At 54.5% G+C, this 19,612-nt stretch carries 20 protein-coding genes; 13 read left to right on the forward strand and 7 right to left on the reverse strand.

All coding sequences use genetic code 11. The features are described 5' to 3' along the window. Positions 1-112 precede the first annotated feature (112 nt). The 5 genes from AQ1_RS08280 to AQ1_RS08300 all read left to right on the forward strand — a co-directional run bounded on the left by AQ1_RS08280 (position 113) and on the right by AQ1_RS08300 (position 4,757). Positions 113-2,035 carry an alanine/glycine:cation symporter family protein gene (locus tag AQ1_RS08280; RefSeq protein WP_081837193.1) on the forward strand — a complete coding sequence of 641 codons (1,923 nt, stop codon included), beginning with the start codon at positions 113-115 and terminating at the stop codon, positions 2,033-2,035. Positions 2,036-2,194: 159 nt separating this feature from the next. Further along, complete coding sequence (locus AQ1_RS08285; protein WP_042086212.1) at positions 2,195-2,626, forward strand: c-type cytochrome; 432 nt, start codon at positions 2,195-2,197, stop codon at positions 2,624-2,626. 80 nt (positions 2,627-2,706) lie between these two features. After that, the gene (locus AQ1_RS08290) at positions 2,707-3,363 is read left to right on the forward strand and encodes an MlaC/ttg2D family ABC transporter substrate-binding protein (protein ID WP_042086214.1); all 657 of its coding nucleotides are present in this window, start codon (positions 2,707-2,709) and stop codon (positions 3,361-3,363) included. Positions 3,364-3,394: 31 nt separating this feature from the next. Beyond that, positions 3,395-4,438: a dipeptide epimerase gene (locus tag AQ1_RS08295; protein WP_042086216.1), complete on the forward strand. Its 1,044-nt coding sequence runs from the start codon at positions 3,395-3,397 to the stop codon at positions 4,436-4,438. 76 nt (positions 4,439-4,514) lie between these two features. Further along, positions 4,515-4,757: a DUF4170 domain-containing protein gene (locus tag AQ1_RS08300; protein ID WP_042086218.1), complete on the forward strand. Its 243-nt coding sequence runs from the start codon at positions 4,515-4,517 to the stop codon at positions 4,755-4,757. Between the two features lie 88 nt (positions 4,758-4,845). On the opposite strand, the gene AQ1_RS08305 is transcribed toward AQ1_RS08300, so the two are convergent. Further along, on the reverse strand, positions 4,846-6,330 hold the full coding sequence (locus tag AQ1_RS08305) for a leucyl aminopeptidase (RefSeq protein WP_042086221.1): 1,485 nt from the start codon (positions 6,328-6,330) through the stop codon (positions 4,846-4,848). A 212-nt stretch (positions 6,331-6,542) separates the two neighbouring features. Between AQ1_RS08305 and AQ1_RS08310 the strand changes: the two genes are divergently transcribed. The 4 genes from AQ1_RS08310 to rsmA all read left to right on the forward strand — a co-directional run bounded on the left by AQ1_RS08310 (position 6,543) and on the right by rsmA (position 12,083). Further along, positions 6,543-8,750: an LPS-assembly protein LptD gene (locus tag AQ1_RS08310; RefSeq protein WP_152550407.1), complete on the forward strand. Its 2,208-nt coding sequence runs from the start codon at positions 6,543-6,545 to the stop codon at positions 8,748-8,750. Positions 8,751-8,861: 111 nt separating this feature from the next. Further along, a complete protein-coding gene (locus AQ1_RS08315) occupies positions 8,862-10,217 on the forward strand; it encodes a peptidylprolyl isomerase (protein WP_161760506.1) in 1,356 nt (451 codons plus the stop codon). 4 nt (positions 10,218-10,221) lie between these two features. Continuing rightward, entirely contained in the window at positions 10,222-11,214 is a 993-nt protein-coding gene (pdxA, locus tag AQ1_RS08320) for a 4-hydroxythreonine-4-phosphate dehydrogenase PdxA (protein ID WP_042086227.1), read from the forward strand. Next, positions 11,211-12,083 (forward strand): 16S rRNA (adenine(1518)-N(6)/adenine(1519)-N(6))-dimethyltransferase RsmA, encoded by an 873-nt coding sequence (gene rsmA / locus AQ1_RS08325; RefSeq protein ID WP_042086229.1) that lies wholly within the window; start codon positions 11,211-11,213, stop codon positions 12,081-12,083. The genes pdxA and rsmA overlap by 4 nt, the downstream gene beginning before the upstream one ends. A gap of 13 nt (positions 12,084-12,096) precedes the next feature. Here the strand turns inward: rsmA and gmk are convergent, their stop codons facing one another. Continuing rightward, positions 12,097-12,732, reverse strand: a complete 636-nt coding sequence (gene gmk, locus AQ1_RS08330; protein WP_042086231.1) for a guanylate kinase — start codon at positions 12,730-12,732, stop codon at positions 12,097-12,099. A 140-nt stretch (positions 12,733-12,872) separates the two neighbouring features. Between gmk and AQ1_RS08335 the strand changes: the two genes are divergently transcribed. Next, positions 12,873-13,634 (forward strand): SDR family NAD(P)-dependent oxidoreductase, encoded by a 762-nt coding sequence (locus tag AQ1_RS08335; RefSeq protein WP_042086234.1) that lies wholly within the window; start codon positions 12,873-12,875, stop codon positions 13,632-13,634. Here the strand turns inward: AQ1_RS08335 and mltG are convergent. The 5 genes from mltG to fabD form a co-directional block, all read right to left on the reverse strand. After that, on the reverse strand, positions 13,606-14,604 hold the full coding sequence (mltG, locus tag AQ1_RS08340; protein WP_042086236.1) for an endolytic transglycosylase MltG: 999 nt from the start codon (positions 14,602-14,604) through the stop codon (positions 13,606-13,608). The genes AQ1_RS08335 and mltG overlap by 29 nt on opposite strands. A 30-nt stretch (positions 14,605-14,634) precedes the next feature. Next, positions 14,635-15,903: a beta-ketoacyl-ACP synthase II gene (gene fabF / locus AQ1_RS08345; RefSeq protein ID WP_042086238.1), complete on the reverse strand. Its 1,269-nt coding sequence runs from the start codon at positions 15,901-15,903 to the stop codon at positions 14,635-14,637. 102 nt (positions 15,904-16,005) lie between these two features. Then, positions 16,006-16,239, reverse strand: coding sequence for an acyl carrier protein (locus AQ1_RS08350; RefSeq protein ID WP_042086239.1), 234 nt, complete (start codon positions 16,237-16,239; stop codon positions 16,006-16,008). Between the two features lie 206 nt (positions 16,240-16,445). Next, entirely contained in the window at positions 16,446-17,204 is a 759-nt protein-coding gene (gene fabG, locus AQ1_RS08355) for a 3-oxoacyl-[acyl-carrier-protein] reductase (protein WP_042086241.1), read from the reverse strand. A gap of 30 nt (positions 17,205-17,234) precedes the next feature. Then, complete coding sequence (fabD, locus tag AQ1_RS08360) at positions 17,235-18,176, reverse strand: ACP S-malonyltransferase (protein WP_042086259.1); 942 nt, start codon at positions 18,174-18,176, stop codon at positions 17,235-17,237. A gap of 242 nt (positions 18,177-18,418) precedes the next feature. On the opposite strand from fabD, the gene rpsF reads away from it, so the two are divergent. The 3 genes from rpsF to rplI all read left to right on the forward strand — a co-directional run. After that, positions 18,419-18,922 carry a 30S ribosomal protein S6 gene (gene rpsF / locus AQ1_RS08365; RefSeq protein WP_042086261.1) on the forward strand — a complete coding sequence of 168 codons (504 nt, stop codon included), beginning with the start codon at positions 18,419-18,421 and terminating at the stop codon, positions 18,920-18,922. A 2-nt stretch (positions 18,923-18,924) separates the two neighbouring features. Then, the gene (rpsR, locus tag AQ1_RS08370; RefSeq protein WP_042086242.1) at positions 18,925-19,170 is read left to right on the forward strand and encodes a 30S ribosomal protein S18; all 246 of its coding nucleotides are present in this window, start codon (positions 18,925-18,927) and stop codon (positions 19,168-19,170) included. An 11-nt stretch (positions 19,171-19,181) separates the two neighbouring features. Further along, a partial coding sequence (gene rplI, locus AQ1_RS08375; RefSeq protein ID WP_042086244.1) for a 50S ribosomal protein L9 occupies positions 19,182-19,612 on the forward strand: 431 nt, incomplete at its 3' end.

Below are 19,612 nucleotides of genomic sequence, written 5' to 3' on the forward strand. Positions count from 1 at the left end.
TTCTGTTCGTCCCTCGTCTGTCAGATGGTATGATAGAGTGGCGGTTGCGTTACCAAATGCACCATAAAATGCATACAAAGCCGTTTGGGGCAAAAATAATTGTGAGGCGTTCATGAAGATTGCGACCATAGCCGTTACATCGGCTCTTCTTTTCTGGTTTTCCGGCTCAAATCCGGTATCTGCCGCCCCGCCGGATCAATGCACCCCCCCTGAATTGAGTGTCGATGAAAAGATCAATGCGCTGGTCAGCCCGATCACAGATGCTGTTTCAAATTTCATCTTTTACCCGATCCCCATCAAAGGCGGACAAGATCAATCCACAGGGGCCATAAGGGTCAGTGAAACCCGGCTTTTGGAAAGCGACCGTTTGAGTATTTCGATTGCGGGCCAAAGCCGGATTTATGAAATTGATAGCGATGGATTGGTCTGCCCCGGCCATAATGCTGTGCAAAGGGCCGCCACCGGCAGCGAAACAGCCGCCAATCTGGAAACTGCTATTTTAAATGATTTCGCAGATAGTGGCATCAGCCTCGAACGCGAACGCAATGTTATCAATCTTTTGGTTTCCAGCGATCAGAACGCGTCCTTTACCCCGCTGGCATCGGGATTATTTGTCAAGGCGCTGGATAATGGGGCCATCGGCATTCCCTTCATCGTTTTGTGGCTTTTGATTGGTGCCATTTTCTTCACCTTTAAAATGCGCTTCATCAATCTGCGTGGTTTTGTGCAATCTTTCCGCATTGTCAGCGGTAAATATGACAATCCCAAAGACCCCGGCGAGGTGACCCATTTCCAGGCACTGACGGCGGCCCTTTCTGGTACCGTGGGGCTGGGAAATATCGCGGGGGTTGCCATTGCCATTTCCATTGGCGGACCGGGAGCTACATTCTGGATGATATTGGCCGGGCTGTTTGGCATGACATCCAAATTCGTTGAATGCACCCTGGGTGTTAAATATCGCAAGATCGATGAAAATGGCGTCGTTTCCGGCGGCCCGATGTATTATCTCTCGCGGGGGCTGGAAAAGCGCGGCATGGGCGGATTGGGCCGGGTTCTGGCCGTTATGTTTGCCATACTGTGCATTGGCGGGGCTTTTGGCGCGGGCAATATGTTCCAGGTCAATCAATCGTCCCAGCAATTCATGGATGTGATGGTGCCGGCGCTCTTTGGTCCCGACAGTTTCATGAGCGGGAAAACCTGGATCATCGGCTTGATCTATGCCGGGGCCGTGGGGCTGGTGATCATAGGTGGTATTCGCTCTATCACCCGGGTGACTGAACGCCTTGTTCCGATGATGGGCATTTTATATGTCACATCCGCGCTCATCATTTTAGCGATGAATATCGGCCATATTCCGTCCGCCTTCGGGGCGATCATCGCCGGGGCCTTTGCCCCCATCGGGATTGCGGGCGGTTTTGTTGGTGTGCTGGTGCAGGGCCTGCGCCGCGCCAGCTTTTCCAATGAAGCCGGGGTTGGATCGGCGGCGATTGCCCATTCTGCGGCCAAAACCAAGGAACCGGTTGCCGAAGGACTGGTCGCTTTGCTGGAGCCCTTCATCGATACCGTTGTCATCTGCACCATGACGGCTTTGGTGATCATCATCACCGATATGCATCTGGAAGCAGAAATCTCGGATGGCATCGCCCTCACATCAGCGGCCTTTGCCTCGGTTTTTGACTGGTTTCCCTATGTGCTGTCGATTGCGGTTCTGCTCTTTGCTTTTTCCACATCGATCACCTGGTATTACTATGGCGAGCGGTCCTTCGTCTATCTGCTGGGCGGCAATAAAAAACTGCCGATCACGATCTTCAAGCTCGTATTTCTCTCGGTTCTGGTGATTGGTTCATCCATGCAATTGACCAGCGTGATGGATTTTGCCGATGCCATGATTTTGGGCATGGCCCTGCCCAATATCATCGGGCTTTATATCCTGTCGTCTGAAGTCAAGCGGATGCTCGAGGATTATCTGGCCCGTGTGCGTTCCGGTGATTTGCCTACCAATGCCGAGCGGGCAGCACAGCAACCAGCGGAATAGCGGGCTTTTCAAATTCGTGGGGAAACCCCACCGACCAAACGGGCTGCCGATCAAACGGTGGCCCGTTTCGTTCATTTCAGATGGTTTTCATCACGAGGCGATATGCGATCCGATCTCCCCTTCCCATCATCAAGATGCGCTCAGCGATCCAAGCGCCGCATGCTTTATGTTTTGCTGTTGTTCGCGATGGCTTTCGGCGTCTCAGCCGCAGCAGATGAGAGCATATCCATACCCGGCGGTGATGCGGAACGCGGCCGCACTCTTTTTTTCAGCTGCAAAGCCTGCCATGAACTGGCCCCGGCCGATATCCGCACGACCGACGACTCAAAGCTCAATCTGTTTGGTCTTTTTGGCCGAAGAGTCGGGTTTGATCCAAACTATAATCACTATTCCGCAGCCCTTAAGGACGCGGATTTTATCTGGACTGAAGATCGTCTTGATCAATGGCTTAAAAGCCCCAATTCTTTATTGCCGGGCAATAAAATGCCATTTTCAGGGATTATGAAGGCTCAGGATCGATTGGATCTGATCGCTTATCTGCGGCAATTCAAGGCTGATCCGCCGCCCGATGCCTTGATGACGATCAAGTGAACAGGCTTGCCATCGACATGGACGCCTCTAAATACCATAAAATGCTGCAGCATAGATCAAGAGAAGGATACCGCCCCAGAATGAAACAGAACCATTCAAGCTCATTAATCCATTGGCAGGTCCTTGTCGCAAGCCTTGTCCTCATCATCGGGCTTTTCTCATTGCAGGCAAGCGCACAGGAAACGGCTGCCGCCGACCCCGAAGGCGCCAAGGATTTCATCGCCCAGCTTTCAGATGATGCTGTCAAGGTTTGGGCAGACCCCACGAAAACCGAGGCCGAGCGGCAGGCCGCCTTCCGCCAGCTTCTGCATGAAGGGTTCGATGTGGATTTCATCTCGAAACTGGTTTTGGGGCGCTATATGCGCACGGCATCCGATGCGCAATTACAGGAATATCAAAAACTGTTTCCTGATTTCATCGTCAACAGCTTTGCGGGCCGCATCGGCGATTATGGCAATGAAAAGCTGGTTGTGGATGGCACCACGGAAGCCGGGCCCCGGGATATTTTTGTCAGAAGCAAGATCGTTCGTCCGGGCGGCGAGCCATTATCGGCGGATTGGCGGCTGCGGAAAAAAGATGACAAATTCCAGATCGTTGATATCAAGGTTGAAGGCATTTCCATGGCCATCACCCAGCGGGATGAATTTTCATCCCTTATCCAGCGCGAGGGATTTGATCGCCTTTTGGAAACCTTGAGAAAAGGGGCCAATGCGGCATCCGCCAGTGAAGCGGGATAAGCAGTGATCAGGGCTCTCCTTGTGGCTTGCCATGAAACTTGATCGATCCGGCTATCCCGAAATCACCCTGCCGCCTTTAAAATTGCGGATCGGGACAGAGAGCTTCGCCCTTGCCCGCCCCTTTCGGATTGCCCGGGGCAGCAAAATGAGCGCCGATGTACTGACCGTTATGATTGATGATGGGCAGCATCAGGCTATGGGCGAGGCCGTTCCTTATGCCCGCTATGATGAAAGCCTCAGCAAGGCCCTTGCCCAATTGCGCCCCCTGATCGAGCCCTTGGCCGAAGGTCGCCTGCGCTGGCCCGATTTGGGGATGAGACTGCCCCCGGGGGCGGCGCGCAATGCCCTTGATTGCGCCTTATGGGATTATTGGGCAAAATATAGCGGCCAATCGGTGGCTGATCTCCTCGGCCTACCGACCTTATGTGATCAGATCACAGCTTTTACCATCAGCCTTGATCATCCCGATATCATGGCGCAGCAAGCCGCACAGGCTGCACAAACCCTGCCACTTTTAAAGCTGAAACTGGGCGATCCCCCCCTTGATGCGGAACGCATCACCCGGTGCCGGGCGGCGGCACCCAAGGCGCGCCTGATCATCGATGCCAATGAAGGCTGGGGCTTTGATGATCTTGTGCCCATGGCGGTTGTGGCCCAAAATTGCGGTATAGAATTGATCGAGCAACCCCTGCCCGCCCATCTTGATGTCGCTTTGGGCGATTATGATGGCCCGGTTCCCCTTTGTGCCGATGAAAGCTGCCATGGTGATGATCCGGCACAAATGCGCCTTCTTTCCCGCTTTTTTCAGGCGGTTAATCTCAAGCTTGATAAATTGGGCGGGTTGAGCCCTGCCTTGCCCATGATCGATGCCGCCCGCGATGCCGGGCTTGATCTGTTTATCGGCTCGATGGTCGCCAGTTCCCTGGCTTTATGCCCGGCTTTGTTATTGGCGTCCCACGCCCGCTGGGTGGATCTGGATGGGCCGCTTTTATTGGCCCAGGATAGATCAGGCGGCCTGATCATCGAGAATGGGGTGATCAAAGGCGCGTTATGTCGGCTATGGGGTCACGCATAAATCTTCAAATGGCAGGTTTTGCGTGCTATCTCACAGGCGATTTCCATAAAGCCACGCTTTGATGACAGGATAAACCATGACCAAAGAAACGACCGGCCCCGCCCAAAAGCCGCTTTTACATCTGGTTTTCGGCGGCCGGGTGAATGATCCCCAAGGTCTCGATTTTGAAAATCTCGATGAGATCGAAATGATTGGCATTTTCCCCAGCTACAAGGAGGCGGAAAAAGCCTGGCGCGGGGTGAGCCAGGCCAATGTGGATGATGCCATGAAAAAATATGTGATCGTGCATCTGCATCGTCTGCTTGAGCCCGATGCCTGAAATCTGCGGCTAAATCTGATCCAAAAGGGCCAGCGACGCCCCCGCACAGGGGCGTCGTTTTTTTGAAACCGATCAACCGATCAACCGATCAGCCTTTATGATCGCGCACATAGCGATCCAGCAAGCGCACACCAAAGCCCGTGGCCCCCTTTTCATAAAGATCATGCTCTTTATCCGACCAGACCATACCCGCAACATCGATATGCACCCATGGCACATCATTGCTGAAGCGCTTGAGAAACTGCGCGGCGGTAATCGATCCTGCCGCCCGGCCGCCAACATTTTTCATATCGGCGATATCGCAATTGATCAGCTTGTCATATTCATCGGCCAAAGGCATCCGCCAAACCTTGTCCCCTGATTGATCGCCCGCCTTATAAAGAGCAGCGGAGAGACCCTCATCAGCGGTGAAATAGCCGGCATATTCATGCCCCAGTGAAATGATAATGGCCCCGGTCAGGGTTGCCAGATCGATCATGGAAGTGGGTTTGAAGCGATCCTGAGTGTACCAAAGGGCATCAGCCAGAACCAGCCGCCCTTCGGCATCGGTATTGATCACCTCGATGGTTTGACCCGACATCGAGGTAACCACATCACCCGGGCGCTGGGCTGATCCCGATGGCATATTTTCCACCAGACCAATCACCCCCACCACATTGGCTTTGGCTTTTCTGCGGGCAAGGGCGCGCATCAGGCCGGTTACGATCCCGGCACCGCCCATATCCCATTTCATCTGCTCCATGCCTTCGGCTGGCTTGATGGAAATGCCGCCGGTATCAAAGGTCACCCCTTTGCCAACAAAAGCGATGGGCTGATCCGCCGGATCGCCGCCATTCCAGCGCATCACCACAAGGCGGGATTCGCGATCGCTCCCTTGGCCCACCCCCAAAAGCGCATTCATCCCCAGCTTGCGCATCTCTTTCTCATTGAGCACCTCTACCTCGATCCCATCATCACCAAGGCTTTGAGCAATTTTGGCAAAGCTTTCGGGATAAAGGATATTGGCCGGTTCAGAGACCAGATCACGGGTCAGGAAAACGCCGGATAGAACCGCATTTTCCACGCTAAACAGGGATTGCGCCTTTTTATGTTCAGCGCTGGCAATCACCAGTTCCTTCAAGGTCGGTTTTTTCGATTTCGGTTCTTTGGTGCGATATTTATCAAAGCGATAGGATCGCAGCATGGCCCCTGTGGCCAAAGCGCAAGCCTGCTCCGCCAAGGGCAGATCGGCCCCTGTGTTATCAAGAAGGATGGTGGCCAGAGGATCGCCCGCAGATTGCAGATATTTCGCCAGCCGCCCCCCCAGCCGTTCAAAATCAGTGACCTTCAGGGTTTTCACATCGCCCAGGCCCGCAAGAATGATCCGGCTGGCATCAATCCCGCTGGGCGCCAAAAGATCCAGAATATCGGTTGCTTGCCCGCCCCAGCGGCTTGATTTGATGGCCTTTGAAATGGCCCCGCCCGTGGCGTCATCCAATCGCCTGACATGGGGATTTTGGATGGCATCCTTATCAGCCAAAAGCACCAGCACGCCCGATTTTGGATCTTTTGCTTCAGAAAACGATAGTTTCATTATGAATTCCCTACTCATCACAGACAACGCCCCGCCCTATGGGCCGGGACATATTGATCACGCGCCACCATAATGTGGGCTATGGCTGCTGAAAAGCCATAGTCATCGCCACCTCGTTGATTGCGACAAATGAAAACTGCCTGTATCAAGAGAGCCATGAACCCATAGCTGACCGAAAGTTCCCCACTATCGTGACCCGTGGAAAACCTTTTTTGACCGCCGCACTGCTTTGTGCCGCCTCGTCGCAGGCGATGGCCCAAAATCTTGAACAAAGCCGTGAAGGCAACAGGCTCGAGGCGGTTCCCCTCTCAGAAGAGCCGCGCCGCAGTCTTTTCAAAATGCCGGAATTGCCCGATGATCGGTTTGTCGTTTTTTCCGCCGATCAAAGCTCCATCGATCCTTCTAATGGCGAGATCATTGCCCGGGGTAATGTGATTTTAGAGCATGGCGGCTATCGTCTTGAAGCGGGGCAATTGCGCTATAATGATGAATCCGGTGTCGCCCAGGCCGAAGGCGGCGTAAAAATCACAACCCCCGAAGGGATGATCCTGAAGGCCAGCTCGGTCAATCTGAGTGGTGAATTGCGGGCCGGTGTGATCATCAATGCCCGCTTGATTCTTGCCGATGGGGCGCGGGTTGCCGCCAATCGTGGGGAACGCTTTGAAAATGGCAATAGCGAATTGCGCGATGCCGTCTATTCCCCTTGCCCGGTGTGCGATGATCGTCCGCAAAAGCCCCCTTTATGGCAGATCAAAGCGCTTAAAGTGGTTCATGACAAGGATGAGCAGCGCCTTTATTACGAAAGTGCGCGCTTTGAATTTCTTGGCATTCCGCTTTTCTGGACCCCCTATCTTTCGCATCCCGATCCCACGGTGGAGCGCGATAGCGGCCTTCTGGTTCCCCAGATTCGCAGTCGTCAGGAATTGGGCTTCGTTGCTGAATTACCCTATCATATCGTCCTCAGTGAAAGCCGCGATCTGACCATCACCCCGATCATTGCCACCGAAGAACCCCCGGTGCTTGCCTTGGGTTATCGCCAGCATCTGGGCAAAGGCTATTTTCAGTTCGATGGATCGGTCAGCCACGGGGATCAGCCTTCGGAAGCCTTGACCGGTATTCCCGATAATGGCTTTCGGGGTCATATTTTTTCTGAAGGCCGTTTTGTTCATGGGAAGAATTGGCAATCCACCTATCACGCCCAGATCGCCAGTGATGATACCTTTCTAAGGCTTTATGATTTTTCCGATGTGGATACCTTGCAAAGCGATTACAGGATCGAAGGCTTTTTCAATCGCACCTATATTTCGGGCGAACTCGTGGGCTTCAATGGCCTGCGTTTAGAGGATGACAATGGGCTGACGGCCCAGGCCCTGCCCTGGATCGATGTAAATTATGTTTCAAAACCCGGTGTTTTGGGCGGCACTGTGGAAGCGCGGTTCAATTCCATTCAGCTTGTAAGATTTGATGGCGCCGATACCGCAAGGGCGACAACCTCTGTGCAATGGCAGGCTCCAGTCATCACCCCCATGGGCCAAAAGATCGTTTTCGATGTTTTTGCACGCACCGATCTTTATGATGTGCGGGAAGCGCAAACGATCGATGATCCGTTTTTTGCTGGCGAAAATGGTAGCGAAGTGCGGAGCGTGGCGCGCGCCTCGGCCACCATTTCATGGCCCTTTTCCAGCCATTTGGGCGGCGTTTCCCAAAGGATTGAACCCATCATTCAATTGGTGGCAATCCCGGAAAGCGGGCTTTCCACGGCCATTCCCAATGAAGATAGCCGCACCATTGAATTAAATTCCAAAACGCTGTTCGCGCTCAATCGCGCACCCGGCTTCGATATATGGGAAGGCGGCAGCCGCGCCACTTATGGCCTTAAATATGGGCTGGATATGCACGATATCGGCCTTGATGCGGTGATTGGCCAATCTTATCGGGTGAATGATCTCACGGAATTTTTACCCCAGGGCACGGGGCTGGGATCCAAACGATCCGATGTGGTGGGCGCCCTCGATATCCGGGTGCAAAACTGGATCGATATCAGCTATCAATTCCAATTGGATCGGAAAACGCTTGATCCCCAAAGACAGGAAGTGATCTCGTCCTTGGGCAATGATGTTTTTTATGTCAATTTGAGCTATCTTCGAATCGACCGGGATCTGGAAATTGCCGAGCGCACAAATCGTGAAGAAATCCGCTTTGATGCAACCCTACAAGCAACAAAAAGCTGGCAGATCTTTGGTGGATTGATCCATGGCCTTGGCCGGGATGCAGAACCCATTGAGTATGAAACCGGAGTGCTATACGAGAATGAATGCATGGAGTTGGGCATTCAATTGCGCAAGCGTTTCACCGAAGATCGTGATATCGAACGCGGCACATCCATTGGCTTTCGGATCAGGCTGCGCAGTTTGGGCTAGGGAAATGTGGGACGAAACGGGAAAGATCAGCCCTTTGCCTGATTTTGGCCACAATCATTGCTCAACGAGCAAGAATTGAGAGACATGTTCAGTATACAGTGTTTGCGCTTCATGATGAAAACATCCGCTTCAATAAAAGCCCGCCTGCCAAGGCGATCCATCAGAACGGCTTGGGCGGCTTTTTTGATCATGGGACTATCCTTTGGACAGGTCGATGCTCAGGCCCAGTCGCAAAATCAGCAACAGGGCCAATCCTCGGCACCGGAATCCAATCTCGTCATCCCCCAGCGTATTGTGGCACTGGTGAATGACGAGCCGATTTCCGCCTATGATGTGGTGCAAAGATTGCGCCTGACCATTGCATCCATCGGCGGGATCGAAGATGAAGAACAGCTTGCCCGCCTGCAGGAACAGGTGGTGCGCAATATGGTGGATGATAAGCTGAAGCTGCAGGAAGCCGCTGAATTCGAGCTTTTCATTACCGATGATGATGCCCAATCGGCCTTTGTGCGCCAAGCCCAGAGCTTCAATCAATCTCCGCAACAATTTGAAGATTACCTCACCCGTTTGGGCATCACCAAACAGGCTTATCTCGAACAGATGAAGGCCGAAATCGCCTGGGGTGAACTGGTGAATGGTCGGCTTGGCCGGATGGCCAATGTGGCACAGGAAGAAGTTGAGCAGGAAATTGCCCGCATCGAATCTAATGCCGGGCAGCCGCAATATAATGTTTCTGAAATCTATCTGCTGATCGATAATCCATCGCGCGAGGATGATGTGCGGCAAACCGCCATGCGGATCAGCGAACAAATTCGCAATGGTGCTAATTTTGCCGGATTTGCTCAGCAATTTTCTCAATCCTCAACCGCTGCATCGGGTGGCGATATGGGCTGGGTAACGCCCGATCAATTAAACCCGGCGCTGGCCAATGCCCTGACAAGCATTCCTGTTGGCGATATCAGCGAACCGATCCGCCATGCCGGTGGCTATTATATCCTGCAGTTAAAGGATCGCCGCCGGGTGCTGGAAGCCGATCCACTGGATATGCAATTGGATATCCGGCAGATTTTTCTGCCCATCACGCCACAAAGCACCGAAGCCGAGCAGATCGCTTTTTTTGATCGTTTCGATGGCATGAAATCCACCATGACATCATGCGACTCTATCGGGGATTATGCTCAGGAATTAGGGATTGAACCCTCCCCGCCTCTTGGTCGGCTCAGGCTGCGGGATCTGCCCGGCGGCTTGCGCACCGTTCTTGAAGATCTGGAAATGGGCGTGCCAAGCCAGCCCGTGCGCATGGAAGATGGCTTTCGCATCTTTTTTGTTTGCGATCGCAGCAAGCCAGAGGTGCCACTCCCGCAATTTGACGAAATCATTGATCAATTGGAACGCCAAAAACTGGCGATCATGGCCCGGCGCTATCTGCGTGATTTAAGGCGCAATGCCATTGTCGACTATCGCTAGATCAATGGCGAACGATCCCTTATGCCTGACCATGGGCGATCCCGCAGGCATCGGGCCGGAATTGGCGGCCAAAGCATGGATGATGCGGCAGACGCATGCTGTGCCGCCTTTTTTTCTGATCGGTGCCCGAAAAATCTTCAAACCACTGCAAAGCGATTGCCCGCTGATCGCCATTGATGATCCGGCCGAGACCTTAGCCATATTTGATCGGGGCCTGCCGATTTTAGAATATGATGGCATGGCCGATTTTCCCGATGGGCTTATCCCCGGTCGCCCGGACAAAGCTTTTGCCCCTTTTATCATCAAGGCCATCGAACAGGCCGTGGACCTGGTCATGGCCAAAAAGGTGGCGGCCATCATCACCAATCCCATCCACAAACAGGGGCTTTACAGCGCGGGTTTCAAAGACCCCGGCCATACCGAATTTCTGGCCCGCCTTGCCGGTTTGCCGCCCGCATCCAGTGTTATGATGCTGGCGGTTCCGGGCCTGCGGGTGGTGCCGCTCACGATCCATGTTCCCTTGAATGATGTGGCCACCCATATCAGCGCGGATAAAATCATAGCGGTGGCAAAAATCCTTCATCAGGCGCTGAGCCTGCGATTTGGGATCGAAAAGCCCCGCATTGCCGTTGCCGGTCTCAATCCCCATGCCGGTGAAGGGGGGACCATCGGTGGTGAAGAAGAAAGCATCATCCGCCCGGCGATCACAGCCTTGCGCCAGGATGGCCTGTTGATCGAAGGCCCCTTTGCCGCCGATAGCCTTTTTCACATCGATGCCAGAAAAACCTATGATGCGGTTTTGTGCATGTATCATGATCAGGCCTTGATCCCCTTGAAAACAATTGATTTTTATGGCGGTGTAAACATCACTTTGGGCCTGCCTTTCCTGCGCACATCCCCCGATCACGGCACCGCATTCGATCTTGCCGGGCACAATAAAGCCCGCCCCGATAGCCTGATTGCCGCCATCAAAATGGCCGCGAGACTCAACGCATGAGCCATTCAAAAACGGATCCCCCGATTGATCCCCTGCCCCCCTTGCGCGAGGTTATTGGCCGCCATGGATTGCAGGCATCGCGCTCTTTGGGGCAGAATTTTATTCTCGATCTCAATCTCACGCGGCGGATCGCCCGGGCCGCGGGGCCGCTGGAGGATTATGAGATTTATGAAGTTGGCCCCGGCCCCGGCGGCCTGACCCGCGCCCTTTTAATGGAAGGGGCAGCCCATGTCACAGCCGTGGAACGCGATAGCCGCACCCTGCCCGCTTTGGCTGAAATTGCTGCCATATGGCCTGATAGGCTTTCGGTCCTGGCCGATGATGCCTTGAAGATCGATGAGGAAAAACTCTTTTATAACAAGCCGGTCAAGATCGTTTCTAACCTGCCCTATAATATCGGCACCGCGCTTTTCGTGCGCTGGATGACCGGGCCATGGGCGCCCTGGTGGTCGCAGCTTATCTTGATGTTCCAGCGCGAAGTGGCTGAGCGGATCATCGCCAAACCCGGCTCGAAAGCTTATGGGCGGCTTTCCATCCTATCCCAATGGCGGGCCAAAGCGCGAATTATATTCCCCGTGCCCGCCCGGGCCTTTACCCCGGCACCGAAAGTGGATAGTGCCATTATCGAGATCATCTCCACCCAGCCCCTTGATCCGCTGGTTGAGCAAAAAACTCTGGAAACCATCACCGAACACGCCTTTGGCCAAAGGCGTAAAATGTTGCGGGCCAGTCTTCGGCCCCTGACCGCCGATAGCATCAGCCTGCTAAAGGCCGCTGATATCGACCCCACGGCCCGGGCGGAAGAGATCGACATTGCCGGATTTTGCCGCATCGCCCGGCAATGGCAATTCATGCGTGATGGGGGCTAAGGGCTAAAGCTGCCTATTTTTTGATCAAGCTGATGGCCAGATCCTTGATCGCATACTCTTTTTCGGCGCGGACCCGCTCGGCCGTGAGGATGGCATGCAGGCGTTTGAAGCAGGCATCGAGATCATCATTCACCAGAACATAATCATAATCTTCCCAATGCGAGATTTCTTCATGGGCGCGGGACATCCGAAATTGCACGGTTTCTTCGCTATCCTGGGCCCGATGCCGCAAACGATGCTCCAAAGCCGCCATGCTGGGGGGCAGGATAAAAATTGAGATCACCCGGGCATCTTCTGCATTGCTTCTGATCTGTTGCGCCCCTTGCCAATCGATATCGAATAAAACATCGATCCCGGCATTCAACCGCTTTTCAACCGGCTCACCGGGCGTGCCATAAAAATTGCCGAATACCTCGGCATGTTCGAGAAATTCACCGCCTTTTTGCATGCGCTGAAATTTATCATGGCTGACAAAATAATAATCCTGCCCCTCCACCTCGTTCTTGCGTCTTTCGCGCGTAGTGGCGGAAACCGATGTCCATAAGCGATCCCCTTCTTCGCGCCGCAAATGGCTGCACAGGGTTGATTTCCCGGCCCCCGATGGCGAAGAAATGATCAATAAAAGCCCCGGTCTGGTTTTAACGGTCATCCGCTTATCCGATTTTGAGAGGTTCGTCTTTGGAACCCTTTTGCGCCCCATGATGAGGTGATACTGATAAAGCCTCGTGCGCCTGCGATCAATCACTGGCTGGATGAAAACAACCGGGCCAATTCAAAAAAGGGACTGCCATGACGGAACAGAAAGCCGGATCGATTTTGATTACCGGGGCATCGAGCGGGATTGGCGAGGCTTTGGCGCTTCATTATGCCAAACCCGGTGTGTTTCTGGCTTTATCCGGTCGCGATCAGGAACGCCTTGATGCCATTGCCCAAAGCTGCCGTGGGCGCGGTGCGGATGTGGATGCACAGATCATCGATGTGGTGGATGAACAGGCCATGCGCCAATGGATCGAGCAGGTGGATGATGCCCATCCCCTTGATCTTTTGATCGCCAATGCCGGGATTGGCCTTGCCACCTCAAAAGATCGCAGCCTTCATGAAACCACGAAGAAAACCTTTGCCATCAATGTTACGGGGGTTTTCAACAGCATCCATCCGGTGCTCGAACGCATGAAAAAACGCCAAAGCGGCCAGATTGCCATCATGGCATCGGTTGCGGGTTTTCGTGGGATGCCCGGCGCTGCCTCTTATTCCGCCAGCAAAGTTGCGGTGAAGGCTTATGGCGAAGCCCTGCGCGGGGCCTATTGGGGGCGGGTGAAGGTGAATGTGATCTGCCCGGGCTTTGTGGAAAGCCGGATGACCGCGCAAAATCGCTTCCCCATGCCCTTTTTGATGACGGCTGATAAGGCTGCCCGCATCATCGCCAAGGGATTGCGCAAGAATAAGGGGGTGATCGCCTTCCCTTTCCCAACAGCCTTTGCCATGCGCTTTTTGACCCTGCTGCCCCAGGCTCTTTCCGATGCTATTTTACGTCGCTCTCCTCAGAAATAGCGCTCTCTTTTTGCAAACGCCGCCACCGGGCCACATTATCATTATGCTCACGCAAGCTGCGGGCAAAGGCATGCCCACCATCTCCAGCGGCCACAAAATAAAGATAATCGCTTGTGGCCGGATTCAGCGCAGCGCGGATCGATAATTCGCCCGGATTGGCAATCGGATGCGGCGGCAGGCCCCTGATGGCATAGGTATTGAACGGCGTTTCCTGCCGCAATTCGGATCGCAGGATGGGCCGCCCCAAAGGCAATCCTTCGCTTACCCCATAAATCACCGTGGGATCGGATTGCAGCCGCATCCCTTTGCGCAGGCGATTGATGAAAACGCTGGCAATCAGCGGCCGCTCGCTGGCGATGGCGGTTTCTTTTTCAATGATCGAGGCCAAAGTCACCGCCTCACTCCGGCTATCAAACGGCAGTTCCGCAGCCCGCTCGGGCCAGAGCCTGTCTAAAAGCGCGGTTTGCGCCTCTTGCATCCTGTGCACCAGATCGGATCGCGCATCGCCGTAGCTGTAATAATAGGTTTCCGGCAAAAGGCTGCCTTCGGATGGTATTTCGACAATTTCGCCTACCAGCCCATCTGCGCCTTCTAAAAGCGTGATGATCTGCCGGGACGTCAATCCCTCGGGAAGGGTGAGGCGGCGCAATAAAGGCGCGCCATATTGCAGATTTTCAAGGATTTGCAATATGCTGGCATGGGCGGCAATCTCATATTCTCCCGCCCGCAAGGCGCGGTCCGCACCGATAATCCGACCTGCCAAACGCAGGGCAAAGCCATGCCGCACCACCCCTTCAGTTTGAAGCTGATGGGCAATGCGGCCAAGGCCAATGCCCCGCTCGATCAGAATGCGATGATCGCCATCATGAGGCCCAGGGCGGTTGATTTCATAAGCGAAAAGCCCAAAGGCCGCGAGGAGGAGAAAAAGCGGCGGGAGCACCAGAAACGAAAAAAATCGGGCTCGGCGCATGGACCCGGCCTTCTCTGAACGCGCTGAGGATCAGCCGTTAAACGCTTTGATGATCAAGGATGCATTGGTGCCGCCAAAGCCAAAGCTATTGGACAAAACCGCCTTGATCGAACGTTCCTTTGGAGCCAGCGGAACCAGATCCATGCCCAAACAGCTTTCGCTGGGGTTTTCCAGATTGAGCGTAGGCGGAGCCACCTGATCATTAATGGCAAGGATCGAAAAAATAGCCTCGACCGCACCAGCGGCCCCCAAAAGATGACCGATCGATGATTTGGTGGATGACATGGAAAGGGTTTTCACCGCATCGCCAAATAAACGCCTGACCGCGCCCAATTCAATCTCATCCCCCAGCGGGGTCGATGTGCCATGGGCATTGATATAATCGATATCGGATGGGGCCATGCCCGCCCGCTTCAAAGCCGCCCGCATGGCGCGAAAGGCACCATCGCCGCCGGGGGCGGGCGCCGTGACATGATAGGCATCACCCGACATGCCATAACCCACGATTTCCGCATAGATTTTGGCACCGCGCTTTTTGGCATGTTCCAGTTCTTCAAGAACCACAATGCCCGCGCCTTCACCCATCACAAAGCCATCGCGGCCTTCATCCCATGGGCGCGAAGCTTTTTCAGGGCTATCATTATAGCGGGTGGATAAAGCCTTGGCCTGGGCAAAACCCGCAACCCCCACCGGGCAGATCGCGGCTTCCGCCCCGCCCGCCACCATCACATCGGCATCATCAAGCATGATCATCCGCGCCGCATCGCCAATGGCATGGGCACCGGTGGAACAGGCCGTGACCACAGCATGATTGGGGCCCTTCAGGCCATAGCGGATGGAAACCTGGCCCGAAACCAGATTGATCAACCGTCCGGGAATGAAATGCGGCGAAACCCGTCGTGGACCGCGTTCATGCATCAAAACCGATGCCTCCTCGATCCCCGGCAAGCCACCGATTCCCGAGCCGATCATCACGCCGCTGCGCTCAGCCTCTTCGCCTTCAGGCGCGGTCCAACCCGCATCTTCAACGGCCTGTTGGGCAGCGGCAATGCCATAGACGATGAAATCATCAACCCGCCGACGATCTTTCGGCTCGATATAATGATCTGCATTAAAGGTGCCATTGCTGCCATCACCCAAAGGCACTTCGCACACCACCTTGGCAACGCTATCGGCAGGATCGAAGCGCGAAATAAGCCCGGCGCCGGATTTTCCAGCCAGAATATTGGACCAACTGGTTTTGACACCATCGCCCAAAGGCGTGATCATTCCCAGCCCAGTGACAACAACTCGTCTCATCGAGGCACCTGCAACATTCTAGAGATCAGCAAACGGCGACAAAGGCCATAAAAATTAATGACCTTGCCGCCGTATCAGAGTCAATCAAAGACCAAAACAGCCTTAGCTATTGGCATCGATAAAATCGATCGCATCCTTGACGGTCTGGATTTTTTCCGCAGCGTCATCGGGAATTTCAACACCGAATTCTTCTTCAAAGGCCATCACAAGTTCGACGGTATCCAAACTATCAGCACCCAGATCATCGATGAAGCTGGCATTTTCCGTCACTTTGGCTTCTTCGACACCCAGATGTTCAACAACGATTTTTTTAACGCGCTCGGCCGTATCACTCATTCCCAAAATCCTTATGCTGTGGGTTCAATCCCATAGGGTCAGGCCCGATACCCGGTTCAGTAGATCTTGTATCCCATGGAATACAATCATTATTTTTTGCCCGACTGATCAAAGCCCGACAAAATCGGCTTGGCTCTATCACAGTTAATCAGCATTTCAAAGCCGCCATTTCGCATCCTTGATAGCCCTGATTTATAGCGCTGTCCTCATATCATTGCCATCCCCCCATTCACATGCAAGGTCTGACCGGTCACATAAGCCGCATTTTCACTGGCCAAATAGACAGCCGCCGCCGCCACATCCGCCCCCTCGCCAAAGCGACCGGCAGGAATCCCCGCCAAAAGGCGCGCGGTCTGGTCTTCATTCAGGGCCTCGGTCATGGGGCTTTTGATGAAGCCCGGGGCGATACAATTCACCGTGATCCCGCGGGATGCGACCTCTTGGGCCAAAGATTTGGAAAAGCCGATCAGCCCGGCTTTAGAGGCCGCATAATTTGCCTGCCCGGCATTGCCCATCACCCCGACCACACTGCTGATCGAAATGATTCGACCAAAGCGCGCCTTCATCATCGGCCGCAAAACCGCGCGGGACAAGCGAAAGGCCGATTGCAGATTGATCCGCATCACATCATCCCAATCGGCATCTTTCATCCGCATCAAAAGCTGATCACGGGTGATCCCGGCATTATTGATCAGAATATCAAGCCCGCCCATCGCCGCCATCGCCGCCGCGGGCAAGGCCTCGACGCTTTCAGAATCGGATAAATCCGCCACCGCCACATGAACATCAGCACAATCCGGGCCATGGGAACGCTTCAATTCATCGGCAAGCTTTTCCAGCGCCTCACGCCTTGTGCCGGATAATACAAGGCTCGCCCCCCGGGCATGAAGGGCCTGGGCAATCGCCCCCCCGATGCCGCCAGATGCTCCGGTAATCAGGGCTTTTTTTCCTGCAAGATCAAACATTGCACATCCTTATGCTTATGAAGGTTCGGCTCAAAGCGAGGCCGCAAAATCATCAATATCGGCGGGATCTTGTATATTGACGAGCGCCAAGGTGCGATCAATCCTTTTCACCAGCCCCGTTAAAACCTTGCCAGCGCCGATTTCGACCACCTGATCGATCCCAAATCCGCTCAATGCCGCCGCCGATTCCCGCCAGCGCACCCGCCCTGTGACCTGCTCCACCAATAAGCGGCGCAAGATTTCAGGATCGCGTTCAGGGGCTGCGGTGATATTGCAGATCACCGGAACGCACGGGGCTGCCATGGCCGCTTCGTTCAAGGCCGTGCGCATCTCATCGGCGGCGGGCTGCATCAAAGGGCAATGAAAAGGAGCCGACACCGGCAGGAGCATCGCCCGTTTCGCCCCTTGCTCTTTCGCCAGATTGATGACCGCATCAACCGCTGCCGCATGGCCCGATATCACCACCTGGCCGGGGGCATTATCATTGGCAATGGCGCAGATCAGATCAGCGGTTGCCGCCTTCGTCAGGCACTGTTCCACCTGATCGATTTCAAGGCCCAAAAGCGCGGCCATCGCCCCCTCGCCCACAGGCACGGCCTGTTGCATAGCCTGCCCGCGCCGTTTCAAAAGCCGTGCGGTATCAGAAAGTGATAAAGCCCCGGCCGCGCACAGGGCGGTATATTCGCCTAAAGAATGACCCGCCACATGGCTGGCCGCAGATCGAACGGAAACACCCCCCGCATCGAGCACATGCAGGATCGCCATCGACATGGCCATCAGGGCGGGCTGGGTGTTTTCGGTAAGGCGCAAAAGGCTTTCATCACCTTCAAACATGATCTTCGACAGATGCTGTTCCAAAGCATCATCCACTTCCTCAAACACCGCACGCGCCTGCGGATAAGCAGCGGCCAAAGACGCCCCCATCCCCACAAACTGACTGCCCTGGCCGGGAAAAACAAATGCGCGTGTCATGGTTTGAGATATCCTCATCAAAAAATGGCCCCAAAAGGGCATTGAGATGCTGTTTATTCGGGGATAACCCACCCTTTGTAATTGTGCAACACAGGGATCATGCTGTTCCTTAAACCTTGCGCTGGGGGCGGCAGTAGGTTATAGCCGCAGCGCGCTTGGGAATGCATCCCGCGCTTTTATGAAGAAGAAGGCTGGAGGCGTTGTGGCATGGGGCCCGGCGTGCGATCAGCAAGGAGCATCAGATGCCGAAATACGAGCATATCTTTATTGCTCGGCAAGATGTGAGCACGGCTCAGGTTGAAACCCTGACCGGCGAACTGACCAAAATTGTCGAGGATCTTGACGGCCGTGTCGTCAAAAATGAATATTGGGGCCTGCGTCCCCTCGCCTATCGGGTGAAAAAGAACCGCAAAGGACATTATGTCCTCCTGAATATCGATGCGCCTTATCCGGCTGTGGCCGAAATGGAGCGTCAGGCTGGTATCAATGAAGATATCATCCGTTTCATGACCATTCGTGTGGATGACCTTGAAGAAGGCCCCTCGATCTTCCTGCGCAGCAAGCCTGAGCGTTCCGACCGCAGAGGGGGCCGTGATGGTGGTGGTCGTGATGGTGGTGGCCGCGAAGGTGGTCGTGATGGTGCCCGCGATGGCGGTCGTCCCGGTGGTTACCGTGATGGTGGCCGGGATGGCGGTCGCGAAGGTGGCCGGGATGGCCAGCGTGAATATCGTGAGAGGAGGGACTGATCATGGCTAGTAAAGCACCCGGCGCGCGTCGCCCGTTCTTTCGCCGCAGAAAGACCTGTCCGTTCTCTGGCGCAGATGCTCCAAAGATCGATTATAAAGATACCAAGCTGTTGTCTCGCTATATTTCCGAACGCGGCAAAATCGTGCCCAGCCGGATCACTGCGGTTTCAGCTAAAAAGCAGCGTGAATTGGCGCGGGCCATCAAACGCGCCCGCAATATCGCCCTGCTGCCATTTGTCGTGAAATAAGGAGCCGATCGATGAAAATCATTCTTCTCGAACGCGTTCCGAATCTGGGCAAAATGGGTGATGAAGTCACCGTGAAGCCGGGTTTTGCTCGCAATTTCCTGTTGCCCCGCAATAAGGCCCTGCGCGCAACCATTGCCAATCGCAAAGCTTTTGAAGCCCGCCGTCAGGAAATCGAAGCGCATAATATCAAAATGCGCGAAGAAGCCGAAGGCGTGGCCAAAGTGATGGATGGCGCGCGCTTCGTGCTGGTGCGTCAGGCCGGTGAAGCCGGTCAGCTTTATGGCTCGGTTACGGCCCGCGATATTGCTGATGCTTTGGGCACGCTTGATTACAAGATTGGCCGTTCGCAAGTGGAATTGCTCAAGCCTATCAAGGAATTGGGCATTCACAAGGTTCTGGTGCGGCTGCATCCTGAAGTGACGGTTTCGGGCCCCGCCCATGT

This window comes from Iodidimonas nitroreducens (genome assembly GCA_000710935.1).
Classification (GTDB): domain Bacteria; phylum Pseudomonadota; class Alphaproteobacteria; order Sphingomonadales; family Rhodothalassiaceae; genus Iodidimonas; species Iodidimonas nitroreducens.